The sequence below is a fragment of the Dysgonomonas sp. ZJ279 genome, from assembly GCF_011039205.1.
In the GTDB taxonomy this organism is placed as follows: domain Bacteria; phylum Bacteroidota; class Bacteroidia; order Bacteroidales; family Dysgonomonadaceae; genus Dysgonomonas.
On record NZ_JAAKEL010000010.1, the window covers coordinates 56014 to 78398 of the forward strand.

The 22385-nt window shown below is 37.4% G+C and carries 15 protein-coding genes and 1 pseudogene; 6 read left to right on the top strand and 10 right to left on the bottom strand.

Going from position 1 to position 22385, the window contains the following annotated elements:
- Positions 1 to 459 precede the first annotated feature (459 nt).
- The 4 genes from G7Y57_RS11700 (at position 460) to G7Y57_RS11715 (ending at position 5941) form a co-directional block, all read left to right on the top strand.
- Positions 460 to 1485: a fimbrial protein gene (locus tag G7Y57_RS11700; protein ID WP_165024194.1), complete on the top strand. Its 1026-nt coding sequence runs from the start codon at positions 460 to 462 to the stop codon at positions 1483 to 1485.
- A gap of 97 nt (positions 1486 to 1582) precedes the next feature.
- A complete protein-coding gene (locus tag G7Y57_RS11705) occupies positions 1583 to 2515 on the top strand; it encodes a FimB/Mfa2 family fimbrial subunit (protein WP_165024196.1) in 933 nt (310 codons plus the stop codon).
- Between the two features lie 32 nt (positions 2516 to 2547).
- A complete protein-coding gene (locus G7Y57_RS11710) occupies positions 2548 to 3936 on the top strand; it encodes a fimbrial protein (protein ID WP_165024199.1) in 1389 nt (462 codons plus the stop codon).
- A gap of 52 nt (positions 3937 to 3988) precedes the next feature.
- Positions 3989 to 5941 carry a fimbrial protein gene (locus G7Y57_RS11715; protein ID WP_165024204.1) on the top strand — a complete coding sequence of 651 codons (1953 nt, stop codon included), beginning with the start codon at positions 3989 to 3991 and terminating at the stop codon, positions 5939 to 5941.
- Between the two features lie 81 nt (positions 5942 to 6022).
- Here the strand turns inward: G7Y57_RS11715 and G7Y57_RS11720 are convergent, their stop codons facing one another.
- The 8 genes and pseudogenes from G7Y57_RS11720 to G7Y57_RS11755 all read right to left on the bottom strand — a co-directional run bounded on the left by G7Y57_RS11720 (position 6023) and on the right by G7Y57_RS11755 (position 14676).
- Complete coding sequence (locus tag G7Y57_RS11720; protein ID WP_165024208.1) at positions 6023 to 7669, bottom strand: DUF4980 domain-containing protein; 1647 nt, start codon at positions 7667 to 7669, stop codon at positions 6023 to 6025.
- Between the two features lie 287 nt (positions 7670 to 7956).
- Complete coding sequence (locus G7Y57_RS11725) at positions 7957 to 9069, bottom strand: ABC transporter permease (protein WP_165024212.1); 1113 nt, start codon at positions 9067 to 9069, stop codon at positions 7957 to 7959.
- 6 nt (positions 9070 to 9075) lie between these two features.
- Entirely contained in the window at positions 9076 to 10182 is a 1107-nt protein-coding gene (locus tag G7Y57_RS11730) for an ABC transporter permease (RefSeq protein ID WP_165024215.1), read from the bottom strand.
- 32 nt (positions 10183 to 10214) lie between these two features.
- Positions 10215 to 10943 (bottom strand): annotated as a pseudogene (locus G7Y57_RS11735) (ABC transporter ATP-binding protein); the annotation flags it as partial.
- A gap of 27 nt (positions 10944 to 10970) precedes the next feature.
- Positions 10971 to 11870, bottom strand: coding sequence for an ABC transporter ATP-binding protein (locus G7Y57_RS11740; protein ID WP_165024220.1), 900 nt, complete (start codon positions 11868 to 11870; stop codon positions 10971 to 10973).
- Positions 11867 to 12766: an HlyD family secretion protein gene (locus G7Y57_RS11745; RefSeq protein WP_165024223.1), complete on the bottom strand. Its 900-nt coding sequence runs from the start codon at positions 12764 to 12766 to the stop codon at positions 11867 to 11869. The genes G7Y57_RS11740 and G7Y57_RS11745 overlap by 4 nt, the downstream gene beginning before the upstream one ends.
- A gap of 10 nt (positions 12767 to 12776) precedes the next feature.
- Entirely contained in the window at positions 12777 to 14045 is a 1269-nt protein-coding gene (locus G7Y57_RS11750) for a TolC family protein (RefSeq protein WP_165024225.1), read from the bottom strand.
- 10 nt (positions 14046 to 14055) lie between these two features.
- On the bottom strand, positions 14056 to 14676 hold the full coding sequence (locus G7Y57_RS11755) for a TetR/AcrR family transcriptional regulator (protein WP_165024228.1): 621 nt from the start codon (positions 14674 to 14676) through the stop codon (positions 14056 to 14058).
- A gap of 206 nt (positions 14677 to 14882) precedes the next feature.
- Between G7Y57_RS11755 and G7Y57_RS11760 the strand changes: the two genes are divergently transcribed.
- Both G7Y57_RS11760 and G7Y57_RS11765 read left to right on the top strand, forming a co-directional pair.
- Positions 14883 to 16250: a sigma-54-dependent transcriptional regulator gene (locus tag G7Y57_RS11760; protein WP_165024230.1), complete on the top strand. Its 1368-nt coding sequence runs from the start codon at positions 14883 to 14885 to the stop codon at positions 16248 to 16250.
- 24 nt (positions 16251 to 16274) lie between these two features.
- Entirely contained in the window at positions 16275 to 17603 is a 1329-nt protein-coding gene (locus tag G7Y57_RS11765) for a sensor histidine kinase (RefSeq protein ID WP_165024233.1), read from the top strand.
- Between the two features lie 23 nt (positions 17604 to 17626).
- On the opposite strand, the gene G7Y57_RS11770 is transcribed toward G7Y57_RS11765, so the two are convergent.
- Positions 17627 to 19990, bottom strand: a complete 2364-nt coding sequence (locus G7Y57_RS11770; RefSeq protein WP_165024235.1) for an ABC transporter permease — start codon at positions 19988 to 19990, stop codon at positions 17627 to 17629.
- A gap of 16 nt (positions 19991 to 20006) precedes the next feature.
- Positions 20007 to 22373 (bottom strand): ABC transporter permease, encoded by a 2367-nt coding sequence (locus tag G7Y57_RS11775; protein ID WP_165024238.1) that lies wholly within the window; start codon positions 22371 to 22373, stop codon positions 20007 to 20009.
- Between the last annotated feature and the right edge of the window lie 12 nt (positions 22374 to 22385).

Genomic DNA, 22385 nt, shown 5'->3' on the forward strand with positions numbered 1-22385 from the left:
GGCTATATAGATTAAACAGATACATATTAACTGTTAAAAATAGGATAGTTCATTTTTCATCTAACAATTAAGCAAACTTATCCCACAAACCTCATTAACACCCATCATTTACCCTTTCCTAAGATAGATATCTTCTATATGAACAAAAGTTACATTAACTTGTTTTTAATAAAAGCCCAGATGAGAAGTTAAATCTTAGCTTCTGGAAAAATTATTCACTAAATAACGAGAAATATATTTTCTCTCCTATGAAAACAATCTTAATGCATAAACTTACACTCCTATTGGCATCTATCCACTTTATTACCAATGGATTTTCCCCGAAAACAGGATTAATAACGAATGCACTTCGATGTATACTATGCATTAATAGAACTCAAAAAACAATGAAATAAATATAGGTAAACTTAACGAAAAATAAGAAATAATTAGAATAGTAATTTAAAAATTGAATTTAGAATGAAACGACTTTTTTTCTTAACGAGCATTGTAGCACTATTGTGCTCTGCTTGTAGCAGCAACGATGATGAGAGTTCTCCAGGCTCACCCGAAACAGGAGCTAAAGCTTCTCTTACGGTTACCTTGGGTGGAACCAAAAGTAATGAAACCCGTGGTGTTGGCAACCCTACCCAAGTAGAAGAAAATACAATTAATACATTTACAGTATATATATTTGCCAATAACAGACTGGAAAAGGCAGAAATAGTATCTACCGGTTTATCGTTATTTATAGATGGACTTACTACAGGAACAAAAAAGATAGTTGTTATTGCAAATACGCCGGCCGGATATCCTAACCCTATTTTAGCAGAGGGCGATCCGTACAGCGATCTGGGAAATGTAGCAAATTATATTAATCTGGATGATCAGACAGCAGACCCTACTCCCAGCCTTATAATGAGTGGCGAAGATGACATAACTCTTCAATCTGAATCTGTAGGTACTAATACTATAACTATTCCCGTTAGCCGCATAGTTGCTAAAATTAAACTTGGAACAATTACAATCGATCCTGCCGCGGGATTAGATCCATTGTTGTTTGAATTAACAGGAGTAGCTATCATCAAGGCCAAAAGTTTATCTTCGGTAGGTATACCTTCCGTTGTTACGGCACAACCTTTTTATAGTGGTATAGAAGGTACTACTGTTCATGGAATATATATTAAACCTTATCTGTATGAGAATATTACCATAGCAGATCATGACGAGAGATATTTCTACGTTTTTGCAAACATAGATGGTGGCAGTAATGATGAAGAAGCGACACTACTTACTTTAGAAGGCGCTTATGACGGTGAAATAATGTATTTTCCATTCCGCCTTCCTGCTATCGCACGTAATACTCAACACACGGTTGATATTACTCTTCGTCGTTTAGGCACAGGTTCTCCCGACCCTGAAATACCAAGTGATCCGGCAACATTGACTGTAACGATTACTCCTGAGGATTGGATTATTGTGCCTACTCAAGAAGTAGAATGGTAATAAAAAAAGAAAGTAGAGAGAACGAAAATTAGACAGGTAGTTCTCTCTACTTAATATAAAAACAGACGCTCCAAAAGACAAAATAGATTACCTCTATATGAAATATTTAATATTTGCCCGGAAACTCAAATACAGCACAATTCTATTGTTTGTATCCTTGTGTTTTTCAGCTTGTATTTACGATGATTTCCCGACTTGCGACACAACGCTTTTCATGAATATAAAAGCTGTTAACCCGGCCGGCCAAGATATAACATCAAGCGGTGAAGCTGGTGGAGCACATGTCTATATATTCGACAAAAATCAGCGTTTTGTTCAGGAGATAGCAGTATCAGCCACTGATATACAGAATAAAGTGCCGGTCAAAATATTTTATAAAGGAAGAGATAGTTTCTCCGTTGTTGTGTGGAACAATTTGAACGGTAAACAGGAAGTAAGTACCTTAAATGAGGGTATGAGTATGGAGCAAGCCCTAGTACAATTGAAAAGAGATACTGAAGGGTATGCCCAAAATTCCGACGATTTATTTTATGGTATTACTAATATTAAAGAAAGAACTGCCAATGCAGACGTAACAATAGAAGATAATGTAACCATACACCGAAAAACAGCTCTGGTCAATATTATGGTAAAAGGTCTGGATGCACCAGTACTCGCAAGTTCGATTACTAAAGCTGCATCCGATTATCATTTCATAATTACCGGGACTAAAGAAGATGCTTATAATTTTAAGGGAAACCTAACAGGCAATTCTATAACCTATAATCAAGGAGGTGAATTTAATGATTCAAATACACAGTTCATTTCTTATCCGTTTACGATGTATCCTTTATCAGATGGCAATCGCCTGACAATTGCAATATATAAAGGCGATACATTGATAGCGATAGCAGAAACAAACAGCGATGGAACCGACATTATACCAATCATTGGTGGTACTATTAATATATTGATAGATTTACGAGGTTCATTAACTGTAAATATAAAAGTTACCGACTGGGATAATGAATATCACTGGTTTGAATGGTAATTGATAGATAGATAAAAATAAAAAAAATACTCATGATACTAATTAGCCGATATAAATCAATAGTAATCCCTAAAGTAAAACATTTACTTCGGGCCTGTACACTATTGGGTATAATGTGCGTATTAGTGTCGTGCAGCGATCAGGAGCAAGATGACACCACTGACACAAGTAAGAAGACCATAAAAGTGGAATTCCACACTAAGAATATCACTTTTGCAGCACAAACAGCTAACGAAAGTCAAATTAGCGAAATACAAGCCTTAGTATTCATAAACGATGGAAATGGTTATAAATATAGTTATGGAGCAACAGGAACATCTATAAATTCCGACGATAATATTTCCACATCTTTCGATATTGTTGTCTATACTGTAGGTCAGCCTGCTAAAATATACATTGTAGCCAATGCAAATAATGCTATTGCCAATAACCTCCCGATGGTGGGCGATACCGAAAGCGAAGTGAAACAGAAGATTACACAATCGGTAACATCTGCCAATATTACGGACAATTTTCCTATGTGGGGTGAATACCTTTTACCATCGGGGATAGCGAGTACACTTAATAACACGGTAGTACAGCTAAATGTATTGCGGGCAGTAGCACGGGTGGATATTAGCACAACAGAGACCGCAAGTACCTTCGAAATGGTAAGTGCTCAGGCATTCAGAGTCAATAATAATTTACAAGTAGCACCCAATGCTTATACTGGTGCATTACTGGTTTCCGATCCTAGTATTCCGACAGGTAGTTCTGCAACAATTAATACTGCCCCTATTATCATTACAGACAATATATCCGAATCACAATTATATCTGCCCGAATCTGAAGCACCGGCTGTAGCCAATCAGGTATCAGATGCAACATGTGTCATCGTAGGCGGAAGATATAACGGCAGTAGTGATATAACCTATTATCGACTCGACTTCGCACCAAACATTGTCAATTATCCACTTGGACAAATACTGCGCAATCATCACTATACATTCAGTATAATAAATGTGACATCACCCGGCTGGCCTACACCCGAAGAAGCGGCGGAAAATATACCTACTAATATCGAAGTTGCCATACAAGATTGGGCGGATGAAAATATGAACGTAGGGATGGATGGAACAGATTATTTCAGGATATCGACAAGGACAATAACTTTGAAATCACCGATAACTGCGTATGGTTATGCTTCGATATCAACCGATGTGCCTGTTTATACTATACAATGGTCTGATGCGGCTGGAACACCATTAGGAACACCGGGAGAAAACATTGATGACGGTTTTTTCAGGATTACCAAATCACGTAATATTATTATAGTCGATGCTTTGACAGCTAACACATCAGGAACCAATATAGAAGCATATTTTCTGATAGTGGCTAAAAGAGCGCATATACTTGTTAAAGTAATACAAGAGACATCATAAATCCATTCTGTTCTTTAGCAAATTAAACAACAGAATTTTATAGATAAATAGAATGAGAATATTTTCACAACATACAAAAACCTATATCCTGCAATTATCTTTATTCATAATTGCGAGCTTATTCTATGGATGTTCCGATGAAACAATCACAAATAAAAACAATGGGAACGGTGCAGAGACCTATATCCAATTCGGAGTAATGACTACTAATGCCACTCCTCCTAAATCTTTAGTAAAATCGGGACAAACAGATTCAGAAAGTACTATTAATGAAATACAAATACTTGTATTTGAAAATGATAACTACTTATATCGTGTAGATGGTACAAATATTATAAATAGCGGCACTTATAGCGCAACGTTCAAAGCCCGTTTACTATCGAGTGACGAACCGACAACTATTTATATAGTTGCAAATGCAGATGCAGAAATCAATACTAATGAGCCACAAGCGGGCGAAAGCAAAGCTGCCGTAAAGGCTCGGTTGACCACGATAATTTCTGCAAGTCCAATAAGTGGCAATTTATCTATGTGGGGCACCTACGAATTTCCATCGGGATTATCTGCCACAACAGAAAATACGATTAATAACATACGGATGCTTCGTTCTGTGGCTCGTGTCGATGTTATAGTAAATAGTGCTGTAACAAACTTCGAATTGGTTAGCATACAAGCTTTTCGCGTAGCAAACAATATGCAAATCATACCGAATGATCCTACAACAACACCGAGTGTTACCGATCCCAGCATCCCTACAGGAACGACTTATACTATAAATACCGACCCTATACTAACTGCTGCTACAACATCGTCTGTTTCAGAGCTGTATTTACCGGAATCACCTACTCCATCGTCGGGCAACTTGGTAAGTGATGCGACTTGTATTGTAATTGGAGGTCGCTATGAAGGGGGAACTGTAAGCTATTACAGGCTCGATTTTAATCCTAATACAGCAGGAAATCCGCTCGGACAAATACTACGGAATACTCGCTACGAATTTAATATAACTTCTGTGGCACGTAGTGGTTATGCAACTGCGCAAGAAGCTGCAAACAATATATCTTCATCGATGGATACTAGAATTGTCTTATGGCAAGACTATATAAAACACGTCGTGTTCGATATTAATAACTATCTTGGTGTATCAGAATCCTATATAAGATTGCCAGGAGAGGCCGGCTCGTCTTACGATATACTTACAGAGACCGATTTAACAACCTATACGTTGACTTGGGCGGATGTAGAAGGTAATCCATCGGGCGACCCGTCTTCTATAGGATTGGACGACGACCATTTCCAAATCGTTAGATCGTCAGACGGATCAACCATATCAGTCACTGCCATTGAGGAAAATTCTGCCGACGATGATGATGATGTGGTTAGATTTGTATTAATCAGAGGAGGAGCCTTAGAACTACTTGTTACCATCATTCAAAAAACAGTTGACCCAACTCCCGAACCGGGACCAGGAGGCGTAGTATGGGCCGAAACAAATGTCGATTTACCATATACCTTTGCCGACCAGACACAGATAGGTAAATTCTACCAATGGAACAGAAACGTTGCATGGGCCAGTACCGGCGAAGTAACAGGCTGGGATACAACAGGTGCTATAGGTACAGATTGGTCGACAAGCCCTTGTCCGGATGGTTGGAGAATCCCGACCAGAGCAGAACTGCAAGCTTTACTTGACTCTGAAGGTCGAGATTGGCGGATTGTTTCAGACCAATACAATTATCCGGGAGTTTGGTTTGCACCTACACAGGCAGAAGCAGTAGCCGCCAACTTTGAAAATCCGGGCAATGGATTATTCTTCCCTGCCGGAGGTACGAGAAATGCAACAGGAGGACTAGAGAGTGCAGGTAGCAACAGTCATTATTGGGCAAGTGATGTTAATCCACTCGGAGATGTTACAGAGATATTGAGTATTGCCAATGGAACGTATCTTATTTTCCCCATTAACAGAGCATCCGGCGCTTTAGTTAGATGTGTACATGATTTATAAAAGATCAGATCAAAATAAAATAACGCCCTGATATCGAATACAGGGCGTTATCGTATTATATAATTTACGATTCGTAAAATTTCACCAGATTGATTTTACAGCATATACTTCCAGATTTTTCACTTCGATGTTATTACCCCAAAAGTGGAATCCTTCCTTATTGTCATTATTCGGTTTACGCTCCATAGAATAAGAATATATACCTCCATCTATAAATACTTCGATAGAGGTTCTGTCAATAAAAATATCGGCAGTTAATTCCATACTGCTTCTATCTTGTGGCGAATAGAAAACACCGTTTATGGTATTGCCATTCATATCGTAATCTATTATCCGCTGACCAAAAAAATTGAATCCTGCGCTTGTGGCATGAGATAGTTTGATTGTAGTCTTTATTCGTAAACGATCAGCAGCGTAAAATTCTTTCAGTTTGTTATTAGCATCGTCTGACGATAAAGATTTCCATTGATGAACAGGCTCGAATAATTGTTCTGTCTCTCTTATCGGAACATTAATTAGTCGAACACCCTCTTTTGTCGTACGCAGAGTTAATTCGGTAGGTAAAAGCATCATACCATTGAATGGCATGCCGGCTTGCTGTATCCTACCCCATCCTATCTGGATGCGTCTGCCATCACTATCGGGTATGTTGGTAAAAGTCTGAGCAGCGTAAATATCTCCTGTGCTATAAAAATATTTTCCGGCTTCGGGTGTGAATACTTTACCATCGAACGAGCCGAGCATATAAGTACCTGTTGCCCCATACATCACCCACTTTGTATTATTTTTGTCTCCGTCTATCGGTAATTCAAACAGTTCGGGGCATTCCCAGAAACCTGTAACATGGCTTTCGTAATTCCAGTCTTTCAGATTTTTAGAAGTATATATAGAATGACCATCACGTTCGTTGAGTGCCATTACCCAATGTCCACCTGGTTTGTACCAAAATACTTTAGGGTCGCGGGTATCTACACTATTCCATTTCGCCTTCGAATCTATTACGGGATTTTTATCATATTTGGTCCATGTAAGCCCTTTATCTAAACTGTACGCAACACACTGCGTTTGTTTATCAGGAGTAGCAGCAGTATAAAAGGCAACCATAGCCGGAGTATTCCCGTTGTTGAAGCCTGCTGTATTATCATAATCAATCACTGCCGAACCCGAAAACATAGTACCTAAATGATCGGGATATAAGGCTTCGGGCAACTGTTGCCAATGCACAAGATCCTTGCTCACAGCATGTCCCCAGTGCATATTCTCCCACTCTCTTTCGTATGGATTGTGCTGATAGAAAAGATGGTACTCGCCATCATAGAATATTAATCCATTGGGATCGTTGATCCAGCCTCTTTGGGTTGTAAAATGATATTGTGGACGGTTCTTTTCTTTATAAAAAGTATCCTCATCGGCTTTCTTATCATCCTGATATATTTTAGCCAATCCATCAGGATTTCCATCATAGCTTATCTTTATAGTTTTTCCTTTCAATGCCGATACATCGGCGAATACCCAATAATCGGGCGCATCGCCGGCAAGCCTTATTACAAAAGTTCGTTCTTGTTTTCCATCCGTTTCAAACGTCATTTTACTTCTGTTCTCTTTTTGAGAAACGGGTAAATTCAAATACTTTTTAGTGATTTTAATCGAAACATCTCCCGCAAATGATGAGAGGCATCCAAACAGCATAAGATTAACTGCAAGTGTGATTTTTAGAATTAGATTCATAGTAATTATTTTATAGTATATATTCGATTCAAAGTTTTTACAAGTTTAAGAATAAGATAATGAATACACTATAATAATTGGTGCAAATATTTGTAATTATGTTGCATGATTTACTATCTTACCTAAGTTCAATAGTAAATCTTCATTCAAATCTGTCATCCCGAACTGAAAGGAGGGATCTGCTCATTCTTGAGGCTATTAGCTACTGACTTATTTCATAATAGATCCCTCCTTTCAGTTCGGGATGACAGAATGTACGAAAGGATGGCGGGTATATCAAACTCATATTAATTAGTCTTCCTATAACTAATTATAGCCCAAATATTAAAGAACAAAGCAAAACCAATCAGAGCAAACATTTGTGTTGTTAGGTCCAAGAATGAACTACCTTTAAGATAAACCATGCGCATCACCTGAATAAAATATTTCAGCGGATTGATTACCGTAATCTTTTGTGCCCAATCAGGCATACTATTTATAGGAGTAAATAACCCACTCATAAGTATGAGTACTATCATAAAGAAGAACATAACAAACATAGCCTGCTGCATGGTATTCGAATAATTTGAGATAACTAATCCCAAACCTGATACGACAAGAATATAAATACTTGTAAAAAGATATATTGTCAGTAAACTACCCGCAGGAAACAATCCGTATACCGACGCCGCCAATATGAAGCAGACGGTAAGTACAATGAACCCGATAACCCAATAAGGAATCAGTTTAGCCAGTATAAATGTGAATTTACTGACAGGAGTAACATTCATCTGCTCGATTGTCCCTGCTTCTTTCTCACCCACAATATTCAGTGCGGGAAGGAAACCTGCAAACATTGTCATCATCATAACCATCAGTGCAGGTATCATAAATATTTTGTAATCTAAATACGGATTGAATTTATATTGAGGAGCGATAGTTATAACAGGGATCGTATTTTCACCCGAAGTTTGTATCCATTCACTACGTATTTCATTGGCATAGTCACCCAATATTGACGCAAGATAAGAAGACCCCACGCCACCTTTTGTGCCATTCACCGCATTGGCAGATATCATAACATTGGCATATCCTTCTTTAATGAGATTCTTCTCAAAATCGGGTTGAATCTCGAGAATTATATCAGCATTGCCCGATTCTATACTTTCCAGAGCCTTATTGTTAGATGATGATACATCGGTGAGATTAAAATAACCCGACGATACGACTTTTTGTATTAAGCGTTCGGAATAAGTGCTGTGATCGTTATCTACCACACTAAGGTTTATATTCTTTATTTCCTGATTGGCAGCCCAAGGCATGATAAGCATCATCATAATAGGCCATCCGACAATTAATCTGGGGATAAATTTATTCCGCAAGATTTGCTTAAACTCTTTTTCTATCAGGAACTTTATCATAATCAATCAACTAAGCCTTATTTTAAATTTCTTCAAACTAACAGTAACCAGGAAAATAGCCATTCCTGCCAAGACCGTAAGTTCTTTCCATATATAGATATAATCTACGCCTTGTATCATTAGTTTCCTCACAGCCGATATATACCACTTGGCAGGGATAATATTCGAAAACCATTGCAGTACAACAGGCATGCTCTCTATCGGGAATATCATACCCGAAAGCAACATAACGGGCATCATAAAACCCATTCCCGAAACCAGCATGGCAGCCACCTGAGTCTCCACAATGGTAGAAACAAACAGTCCTAATGCCAGTGCCACAAAAATGAACATCAACGAAACAATCATCAGCCAAAACAAACTGCCTGCTACGGGAACTTGTAAAACAAAGACCGAAAGCAATAGAATAGTCGACAAATTGATAAGCGATAATGTAAAATAGGGAACCATCTTTGCCAGAATGATATAGATAGGTTTTATCGGTGATGCCAACAGTATTTCCATTGTGCCTGCTTCCTTTTCACGAACGATAGCAATAGATGTCATCATAGCGCAGATAAGCATCAAAATCAACCCCATAACACCAGGCACAAAGTTATAAGCGCTTTTCATCTGCGGATTGTACAGCATTCTTATTTCGGGAATAATCTGAATCGGTATATTCTGTTGCTGCACTAATTCCTGTTGATAGGCAGCTATAATGTTAGAGGCATAGCCCGAAATCATTATTGCCTGATTGGGGTCAGTAGCGTCAGACATAAGTTGAATGCTCGCTTCGCCTGTATGTATAAGATTTTCATTGAAATTATCGCTAAATACTACCACCAAGTTTGCCCGCCCTTCTTTAAACACCCTGTCTATATCGTCCAGATTATTCAGATTGTCCACTACTGTAAAATACTCACTGGCTTCCAATCGGTCGATAATACGTTGTGTGGAAACATCTTTTGACGGATCGAAAACTGCGACACGCGTATTTTTCACTTCGGTAGTAATAGCAAATCCAAAAAGAATAATCTGCACAATAGGCATTCCCAAGACAATAAGCATGGTACGTTTATCACGGAAAATATGATAGAACTCTTTTTTTACAAATGATAAGAATTGTTTCATTCAATTAAATCTTTAGATTTATCATATTCTGATTAGCTATCACTGCGTTTTGCTTTACGAGCCAATTGCTGAAAGACTTCATCCATAGTTTGAGCATTGAACTGATCTTTCAGATTCTTAGGTGTATCCAGCGCATCTATCCGCCCATCGACCATGATAGAGACCCGATGACAATATTCAGCTTCATCCATATAATGAGTCGTCACAAAAATAGTAATGCCGTTATCGGCTGCCTGATATATCAATTCCCAAAACTGACGGCGGGTAACAGGATCGACTCCGCCTGTTGGTTCATCTAAAAAAACAATCTTAGGTGTATGAAAAATAGAAACCGAAAAAGCTAGTTTCTGCTTCCAACCCAAAGGCAATTCTTTTACCAACGTATTTTTCTCATTCTGAAAGCCCAGTTCGGATAATATTTCGTCAGTTTTAGATGCGATCAGTTTCTCATTCACACCATAGATACCACCAAAAAGACGAATATTCTCCCATACTTTCAGATCTTCATAAAATGAGAAACGCTGACTCATATAACCTATATTTTTCTTTACATCCTCTTGCTGACGTGCAATATCGAAACCTGCAACAGTGCCTTTTCCCGAAGTAGGATAACTCAGGCCACAGAGCATGCGCATTGCCGTAGTCTTACCTGCACCATTTGCACCGAGAAATCCGAATATCTCACCTTTATCAACAGTGAAAGATATATTGTCTACAGCCGTGAAACTGCCGAATTTCTTTGTCAGATTTTCTGTATATATTACCGATTCGCCCATTGTTCTTTTTATTTATGAGAATTGCATATAGCAATCTTCTATGCTTGGTTCTATTGCATGTATCTCAATATCCGTATGCCCTTTTTCAGTCAGATAGGTTTTTAATGTATCAGCAGATAAATTTTGATCTACCGTTATATGATGTGCTTCGCCAAATGTGAAACATGTTTTTATTTTATTATATCCTCTTAAATCTTTGAGCAATTTATACATATTGTTACTTTTTACAGACCATAAGATTTCGGAGAACCGATTGATAATATTGTGAGGTGTATCGACTTGCAAAAATCTACCATCCCTAATCAAAGCTATACGATCGCATAATGTAGCTTCATCCATGTAAGGGGTTGAAACTAAAATAGTGATGTTTTGTTCTTTCAGCTTTCGCAGCATTTCCCAAAATTCTTTACGTGAAACAGGGTCAACACCCGTAGTCGGTTCATCCAGGAAAAGAACTGACGGTTTATGTATCAATGCACAGCTAAGGGCTAATTTCTGTTTCATACCACCTGACAGCTTCCCTGCTCTACGGTGTTTAAACGGTTCTATTTGCTGATATATGTCTTTTATCAGATAATAGTTTTCCCCGATAGTTGTATTAAATACAGAAGCAAAAAACTCCAGATTTTCTTCTACTGTCATGTCCTGATAAAGCGAAAACCGACCGGGCATATAGCCGATACTGTTACGTATCTTTTTATAATCTTTTACTACATCGAAACCATCTACCCGGGCTGTTCCGCTATCTGCTAAAAGTAGTGTGGTAAGAATACGGAAAAGGCTGGTTTTACCCGCACCGTCTGGACCGATAATTCCGTAGATATCCCCTTGCTCGACTTCGAAACTAATATCGTTCAAAGCCTGCACATTCCGATATTTCTTACTTATATTTTTTACCGATATCGCTTTCATTGTAATTTCAATTCGCCATACATCCCTTTTTTCAGATAACCGTCATTCTTTACAGCTATTTTGACAGCATATACAAGATTTGCACGTTCGTCACGAGTTTGAATCGTCTTAGGTGTAAATTCCGATTTATCTGAAATCCATGTAATTGTACCTGTATATTCTTTAGCACCACTTTCTCCGAAATCGGCAAATACTCTTACCTCCTGCCCTATCTTCACTTGTGTAAGCTGACTGGCTGTAATATAGGCACGCAGAAACATATTATTCATATCTGCCACTTTAAACAGAGCTTTGCCCTGTGTGGCAAGTTCTCCCTGCTCTGCATATTTGGTCAATACCATACCTTGTATCGGACTCATAATCTTAGATTTTTGTATCTGGTCTTCTAACTGTGCTACTTGTATATCTATGCTTGAACTCTCTTCGGTTACACCTCTGTTTGAGTTTTCCAATACTTCTGTTTGTGCAGATAATTGCCTTTCCAGATAAAGTATCTGAGCGTTTATATCATCCAGTTGCTTTTGATTGGCAGCATTGGCTTTTACCAAACTCTCGAAACGTTTTTGTTCATTCTTTTGAGTCGCTATCTGTTGTTTTATAGCAGCTATTTGTTGCGGTACATTCGTTTGTCGGCTTTTCACGGCTTTTACGTTCGTCAACAACTGTATCTTCCTCAAATACAGTTGAGTTGTGTCTATATAGCCAAGAATATTTTCGGGTGAAACCTCCTGCCCTTCCTCCAGATCAAACTGCATAATCTTACCGTTGGCTTCTGCCGAAACAATCACCTCTGTTGCCTCAAATACACCCGAAGCATCGTAATCTCCGTCCCTGTTGCCACACGAAGCCAAAAGCAGTATAAGGCCGATGAAAAATATATTCTTTGTCGTTTTCATATATATTCGTTTAATTGTTCGTTGTAAATTTCAGATTATAAATAGATAACAGCAATTCTGTTTCGTGCTGTATCTTGTCCTGCTTTGCCATATCTTCGGCATTCACATCACGCAAAAGATCGGTTATTGTAGATATACCATTTGCAACTTTCACTTCTGTGGCTTTCTTCACATTACTGCGTAACGAGATTATTTCATCATCGTATTTAAGCAAATCACGATTCTTTTTTATCTCGTTACTTTCCTGCGTAGTCTCTACGGTAGTATTAAAAAGAAAAGTTTCCCGCTGAGCCAGCACATTATTCTGGTTTATTTCGATCAATCTCCTATCGTTCTTTTGAGTATAAAGGCTACCGAAATTCCAGGATAGACGAATACCACCTATGTAGTAAGGCGAAAATTCATCTTCCAACATATTCAAGCCCGGTCTGCCATACCCTCCTGTAACAAACAATCCGAGTTTAGGCATATAAGCGGCTTTGATTAGTTTCTTTTGAGACTCAAGATTATTTAATTGCGCATCGAATAATTCCAATTCGGGGCGTTTAATTTGAGACGGCACAAGCAAGTCGTTACTGTTGGGCTTTTGCAATAAGGTTTCTTCGCCAAATGATTCGCCAAGCAATATAGCCAGCATATCCATGTACGATTTTCTGCTTAATTGTAACTGCCCTTGATTTTGAATAGCCTTTAATTGCTCTATCTTTATTTCGTCAAGATCGGATTGGTTGGCTACTCCGTTTTGAATATAACTTGTTATCAGATTGTAATTGCGCTGAAGTTCTTCTTGTAACAGATTATTTTGTTTTAGCTTTTCATCCAGAAGTAATACACCGAAGTACAACTGATTTACACGATCGTTAATCGCATACATATCTACATCCAGTTGCTTTTGATCTGCCTGCGCCGAAGTTTTTGTTATTTCTTTTTTTGAACGGATTACTCCTCCATCCCAGATGGTCTGGGTAACATCGAGTGTTGCCAGATACTGATCTTTGCTAATTCTCGGTATATCTACTCCCGGAACTGAGATTGGAACAGCGGTTACTTCCGATTGATAAGATGCTTTTGCCGATAGGGAAACTTGCGGTAAGTATCCTTTGCTTGCATTCTCAAGATTGTAGTTTTTCGATTTCTCTATCAGCTCGTAGCGCTTGATCAACGGATAATTTTCCTTCGACTTCTGGTGGCACATCTCTAATGTTAGAGCCGTATTCTGAGCAGAAACAACGAACGGAACCGCAAACATACAAGCAATTATAAATATATTCCTTTTCATAATCTTTAGCTTATTCGTCTATTTTCAACATTCCTTTAATCCACATCGGTACAAATATTCTTCGCTCATTCATAAATGTCATATACATATCTTCATTCATTGGGTGGTGTAATGCCATCAGCAAAGGTTTACCTACAATAGGAAACACTGTCATAGACACCAGATTGATAAAAATATGCAAAGGGGTAAAATCTTTTATATCCTTCAGATCCAACTGATCTTGCATCTGCTTATAGAAATAGCTGTTAAGAATCATGCTTTTGGGCACACCAACTTTTTTCATTAGCTTTTCAGGGTTTGCCTGTATTTCGCTTAATACAAATAATGGTAAATTGGGATTTACAAGTAGCGAATCGATGTATCCATTGACAACTATATCGATCTTGCGATCTAAAGACGTACTTTCATCGTTCACTATATCTATAATAATTGAGAATATCTCTATCAGACTTTCTTCCATTATAATATCAAACAACTTCTCTTTACTACGGAAATAGTAATTGAGTAGTGCCAGATTTATTCCTGCTTCGTCTGCTATATCACGTGTACGTGCCTGTCCGTATCCTTTTTCGTGAAAGACTTTTCGCGCGGCTTCTTTTATTTTTTTTTCTGTTGAAATATCTTTTTCCATATTGCATAAAGTATTACGATAATGCAAATGTAATTAATATATTGATTTAAACAAATGATTAAATAATTATTTTAAATATTTTGACCAGTGATAAAAATAGATCACATCGTAACAGTGAACTATATTGATAGAATTGTCTTCTAATAGAATCGCATAGTAACTTATAAATAATTACATTTGTAATATAAGTTTTAGCTACTTCATACATGAAAACAGGAACAATATTAGTTGTCGACGATAATAAAAATGTCTTAAATGCTTTACGCATTTTATTAGACACTTATTTTGAACAGGTACACCTCTTAGCCTCCCCAAATATGCTAATATCAGCATTAAGAGAGAAAAGTCCCGATGTTGTCTTGCTCGATATGAATTTTTCGGCAGGAATAAATACAGGTAATGAAGGCTTATATTGGCTATCGGAAATAAAAAAAGTTGATCCTGAACTTCCTGTTGTTTTGTTCACAGCTTATGCAGACATAGAACTGGCTGTAAAAGCACTTAAAGAAGGGGCCAGTGATTTTGTGGTTAAGCCATGGGATAATACGAAATTATTGGCAACGCTTCAATCGGCCTTCTCTTTACGCCAATCAAGGAAAGAAGTGAAAAAATTGCGGGAAAAACAGAATATACTGAATCACGAGTTAAACAAAGAAGATGATATATGCTGGGGAGAGTCGGCAATTATGCAAAATCTGCTGGCAATCATAAAGAAAGTAGCTCGAACCGATGCAAATATTCTGATAACCGGCGAAAATGGAACAGGTAAAGAACTGATTGCAAAAAAAATACATCACTTATCGTTGCGTGAAAACGAAACCTTGGTAACAGTAGATATGGGTGCCGTGACTGAATCATTATTCGAAAGCGAACTATTCGGACATACCAAAGGTTCATTTACTGATGCTAAAACCGATCGTGCAGGAAAATTTGAAGCTGCCGACAAAGGAACTCTTTTTCTCGATGAGATAGGAAACCTAAGTTATGTATTACAAGCCAAACTACTTACAGCCCTGCAGTCGAGACAGATAATCAGAGTGGGAAGCAATAACCCGATATCGGTTGATATACGACTGATATGTGCTACCAATAAGGATTTATTTAAATCGGTTAAGGATGGTGAGTTTAGAGAAGATTTACTCTATCGTATCAATACGATTCAGATAGAAGTTCCACCTTTGCGCGATCGCCGTGAAGACATTGCTGCGTTAGCCAATTTCTTTCTCAGACGATTTGCGAAAAAATACAATAAGCAAGAATTGAAACTGGGCGATAAGGCTATTGCCAAGCTTACAGAATATCCATGGCCGGGAAATGTGCGGGAATTACAGCATACTATCGAGAAAGCAGTGATATTAAGCGACAATAATGAATTACAACCATCTGATTTTTATATGCGGTCGATGGAAAATAAGGCTTCTATTATCGAAGCTATAACTCTGGAAGAAATGGAGAGAATACTTATCGAAAAAGCGCTGCAAAAATACGATAGAAATATATCTGCCATTGCATTGGAACTGGGAGTTACACGCCCTACCCTATATAGTAAAATGAAAAAATACGGATTATCATAAATCTGAATAAAGCTCTGAATACGAATGTTTAGATCTATCGAATATAAACTTATCCTCTACCTCGGACTATTGATCGTATCGGTAGCGACGACAACTGCATTAATTGTGTCTGGGGCATACATATATAGCAGCTTGTTTATTCTATTGCTGCTTTTTTCGCTGAAAAGCTTGCAAAATCATTATAAGAAATTCAATCAGAATATCCTCTTTTTATTAAATGCTTTGGATAACGGCGATTACTCTTTCAATTTTGCCGAAAGCAAAATATCGAAGAGAGAAAAAGAATTGAATCAGATGCTCAACCGGATCAAAGAAATATTAAGTAGGGCACGCACTGAGATCATCGAAAACGAAAAGTTTCTAAGCCTTATTATCGAAAGTGTTTCTACTGGAATCATATTATTAGATGAACGAAATAATATCAAATCGGTGAATCATGCAACGAATAAGTTGCTCGGATTACCTGTATTTACTCATCTCAATCAGTTAGCCACTGTTGATGAAACCTTTCCCGAATTATTCAAAAAACTGGATACGAATGATAACGTACAAATAAAGATAAGCAACGAACGGGAAGAAATACAAATAAGTTTACAGGTCTCGAAAATAACATCTAAAAAAGGAGAAATAAGGATTATCACACTCAACAATATTGGAAACGAGTTGGAAGCAAAAGAGATGGAATCGTGGATACGACTTATCCGAGTAATGACTCATGAGATAATGAACTCGATAGCGCCTATAACATCGCTAACGGAGACTTTATTATTCTCTTATAAGACACAGCATGCAGAATTATCGAACGAATCGCTTAGAGCAAATACGATAGATGCTCTTGAGACGATTAGTTCCACAGCAAAAGGTTTGGCTTCGTTCGTCGATTCCTATCGCAAATTTACAGGCGTATCGAAACCACAGTTCAATCAGGTTGAACTAATCCCTTTACTTGACAGGGTTATTTATCTGGAATCGTCCGAAATTGAAAGAAAAAAAATCGATATACAAATAATATCTCATAGCAGAGATTATATACTGAATGCAGACGAATCTCAAATCACTCAAATTCTTGTAAACCTTATAAAGAATGCGATAGAGGCTATCGGAGAGAGAGAGGGTGGCAAAATCTTAATAAAGATTACAGACACCGATCATAAAATACGAATCGATATATCGAATAATGGAGAACCCATTCCTCACGATATTACACCTCATATATTTATTCCTTTCTTCACCACTAAAGAGACAGGCACAGGAATCGGGCTAAGTGTTTCACGTTACATAATGAGATTGCACGGTGGGAATCTAAAACACCATACCTCAGACCAATGGACTGTCTTTAGCATGGTGTTCTGAACTAAACTTAAATAAAAAAATGCTTATTCGTTTTTAAGTGACTCTACAGGATTTGCATTTGCCGCTCTCCATGTTTGAAAAGAAACTGTTAATAATGCTATTAGGCAAGTTATTAGTCCCGCTAAAACAAATACCCAAGGACTTAAGGTTGTTTTCACAACAAAAGTGTCAAGCCAGTTCGTCAGATACAGATATGAAATAGGACAAGCTATCACAAACGATATTATGATCCAGAGTAAAATATCTTTATTAAGTAATAAAAGCAAGTCTTTAATAGTAGCTCCATTTATTTTACGGATACCTATTTCTTTTATCCGGCGTTGCGTAGAATAAAAAACCATGGCGTACAAACCGGTAACGGTAATTACAAAAGTTATAAACAAAGCATAGCTTAATACATGACGAGTATTCATTTCGGACAGATATAAATTCTGATATGTTTCGTTTAAGAAATGATATTCGAAAGGAGTATCGGGAACCATTTCTTTCCATTTTGTTTCTATTACTTTTATCGCTTTCTGAGGATTACCTGCAATCTTAAAAAATATCGGATTGTGATCGTCCCTCGATAAGTTCAGATACATTTGAGGATCGGGTTCCTGATATAAAGATTTTACATACGAATCACGTACAACTCCTTTTACAATAAAGGATTGCCCATCTTTCTCGATACGTGCCCCGCCGATGGAAATTAGAATAAAAGAATTGTCAACAGGATTTTTAAGACCAAGAACTTCCGCTGCGCGTTCGTTTATAACACAATAATTAAGATCGGGAGCACTTTCCAAGGTTAAAGGATTTTCGCCTGCGACGAATTCCATGCCGAAAAAATCAAAATAGTTAGGAGAAACTTCCGACATATCCATCATTATCTGTTCGCCTGTTTCTATATTTTTCGCGCCTATGCCGTTGCCCATCCTAATAGGTAAGTTGTATTGTTTCATAGCTACATCGACGATGGACGGGTCTCTGACCAGATCATTACGCAATGTTTTGTAATTAGCACCGAAATCCCTCCATCCATTTACATAAATCACATTTTGAGTATCGAACCTCAGATCCTGTGATAATATATGGTCTATCTGCCTGCCAAAAAAGAATACGACTATAAGAAGGCAAAGTGACGAAGTAAATTGTATAATTATAAGAATCTTTTGAAATACCGACATCTTTTTTCCACGGAATCTACTTTTCAATGTTTCGATAATTCCAAACTGTGTCATCCGGAATGCAGGAAAAGAACCGGCTATAAGAGTTGTTACTATTATCAGACTTACAATAAATATATACAATAGAGGTGATGAAAAATCTATAGTTATATACGATCTTGTATAGCTATTAAATACCGGTAATGTCAGAATAGCTAATACAAGGCCTCCGATAACTGATATGAGAACATATGACAGTGTCTCTTTATAAAAATCAATCATCAGCAATGCTTTACTTGCTCCTTGCGACTTTCTTATACCAATGCTTTTTGCCCTGATAAAAGATGTAGAGATGAACAGATTGGTAAAATTAATACAGGCGATGACAAGGATAGTTATAGCTGTAATAATAAATATCCCTAAAAGTTTTTTATCTCCTTTTACCGCGCTGTCGAAAGTCGGATCAGTCTTACTGAAATGCACATCTTTCAATGGCTCAAGCTCAACTTTATTATATGTTTCTTTTAAAAATGCAGCTGCGCCTGATCTATTAATTTGAGTCAGCTTGTTTTGAATCGAGGGGATATCTGCATTATTCGACAGGATAAAATATGTATCATACGAGAAACTGCTATTCCACCCCCAATCGCCAAAATAGCCGAATAAAGGGAACACAATATCCGCCTGAATATGTGAATTCCGTGGCATATCGTACATAATACCACTTACCGAAAAATTATATCCATGATAACTAATTTTCTGTCCGATGGGATCTTCATTCGCAAAATATTTCCTAGCTGTCGACTCGGTAATTATTACATTATCGGGAGCAGAGAAAGCTGTTTTGGCATCCCCTTCTTTCATCGGGAAAGTAAAGAAAGAAAAGAAGTCATAATCAGTCATAATAGCTGTTAAGCCAAAATTGACTTTATTATTTATTGTTACACCATTATTTTCTTTATATACCCTACACATTTGCACTATGTCAGGAATTTCGGCAGCAGCTATTTCTCCCAAAGGTTCGAAAGAAGTAGCAGCCCTAAGAGGTTTGTTATTAAGCTCGAAAGACTGTACAACCCTATACATTTTATCCCCGTTGACATGAAAATCATCAAAAGTCAGTTCGTTCACAGCCCACAGTCCCACTGTAAGAGACACCATGATACCAAGACTCAATCCACATATATTTAAAATGCTGACGGTCTTTTGTTTCTTAAAATTACGTATAAATTGTTTCATCACTTTCTTGTATTATCTATTCTGTCTTTAGTGAATCTACCGGATTTGTACTTGCTGCTCGCCAGCTTTGTATGCTAACTGTAGCTGCGGTAATTAAAAATATCACTAAACCACCTACTAAAAATACCCACCAGTAAATCGGCGTTCTATACGCAAAGCCTTCGAGCCATTTTGTTATTCCATAATAAATCAATGGTATGGCTATCGCAAAACATGTACATATAATATAAAAATATGTCTTATTAAACATTACGAGTATCTCGCCGATTGTAGCACCATGTACTTTACGGATACTAATTTCCTTACGTCGCGATTCGGTATCGAATATTACGAGACCGAATACTCCGACAATGGCAATAATAATTGTCAATAAGCTAAACAGAGTAATCATCTTACGCAGGTTCTCCTCCTTATGGTATAGCTGATTGAACAGAGAATCATAAAATTCGACTTCGAAAGGGTATGTCGGATCAAGTTGACTTATCGTTTTACTTATATGATTTACAGCGGCAAAATAATCTGTTCCGGCCTTCAATCGTATATAAGAAACAGGTAAAGTATTCCATGGATTATTAATTGTAAGCACTATATTATCATTTCCCTGGCGAAGAGATGTAAATTTAACGTTGTCGACAAAGCCAATAATAGATGAATTCTCAAAAGGCTGTATGGGTGTCTCGGTTTCTATATTATATTTCTGCTGGAGATCTTTGTTCAAAATAAAAGACATATTCGCTCCCTTTTCATCTGTCGGAGAAGCTTTTCTACCTCCTACTAATGGTATACCCATTACATCGGCAAAATTCCACGAAACATCCAGCATATAATAATTGAACGTTTGTTCTTTATAAGTGGTAGACGATGATGAATAGGTATCTCGTGAGCCTAGCTTCTGTCTAGAAAAGGCTACATCCTCTATCCCCGAATAGGCTTTCAATTGGTTTGTATAAGTTTCACGATAATTTTTATAAAAATCGATACCCAGTTCAACTATAGCAATCTGATCTCTATCAAAACCTAATGAGTATTTTTGCATATAATTGTTTTGCAACCAAACGAAAGAAGAGGCAATTATCAATCCTATCGATACTATAAATTGAAAACCTATCAGTGCTGTACGCAATCGCCGTCCCGCAGGGGAAACACTAAAACTACCCTTCAGCACCATAGCAGGAGAAAAAGAAGTCATGTAGAATGCTGGATACAAACCAGCTAGCACACCAACTATAAATGCCACTACTCCACAGATCAGTAACAATGGGATATTCCGGCTAATACTAAGATCTGCATCAAAGAATGACAATAAAGTAGTTTCATTTAATATCCATATTATCAGAATGCTTATCATATAGGATATTATGGCAAGACTTACAGCCTCGCTAACTAATGTGATTCGTAAAATACTATCCGGGCAACCCAACGTTTTTTGTGTATTAATACTTTTAATACGCAGTGGTGCAAGTGATGTACTAAAATTCATGAAATTTATAGTAGCTACAACAATAACCAAGATACCTATTACTAAAATAAGATTAGCAGACTCTTTACTCCCGCTACGCACTATATTACCATCTTTACTTTCATTTTCATAGTAAATATCCGTCAACAAAGTGAGTCCTATTTCTTTTTTACTATCGTTCCATTCCAGTTTGGAGTAATCGTAGTTTTTATTAAAATTATCTACTACGCTTTGGCTATCCTTAGCATTATCTAATAGAAGATAACATAAATAATTACTTGCACTCCAATTATCCATTGAAAAATCGGGATCCATAGCTGTATAGATATCATTGCTTAATTGAGTGTTTTCGGGAAAATCCCGGTAAACACCCCCCACCACCATATCTGTACGTGTTTTGCTCCATACCGGCTCTTCACAATGTATAGCTTTCCCAATAGCCGAAGTTTCTCCAAACAATGCATGTGCAACACTCAATGGTATAATAACTTTATCCGGATCTTTTAAGCAATTAATATCTCCGTCTATTATCGGAAAATCGAATACCTTGGTTATATCAGAGCTACATGTTGTAAATTTCTTTCTAAAACCTCTCTTTTCACCACGATCATTTACTGTAAAATAAACCTGACCTATAAACGGATTGATAATGGTTGCTGCCTTGATATGAGGCGAAGACCGCATCACATCCTCGATAAAAGGTCGGGGAAGAATCATAGAGAAAACACCTTCTTCGTTAGGTAAATCTACACGGAATATACGGTCTGATGTAGGGTGCACCTTATCAAATTGCCGCTCATAATTTAATTGTATCATGATAATGGCAAAGGCTGCAAAAGCTACGCTTAACCCTAAAATATTGAGTATGCTCGCCATCTTGAAGCGTTTCAGCGTACTTAAAAAATTTCTTATAATAGTTCTCATTTTTATACTTTA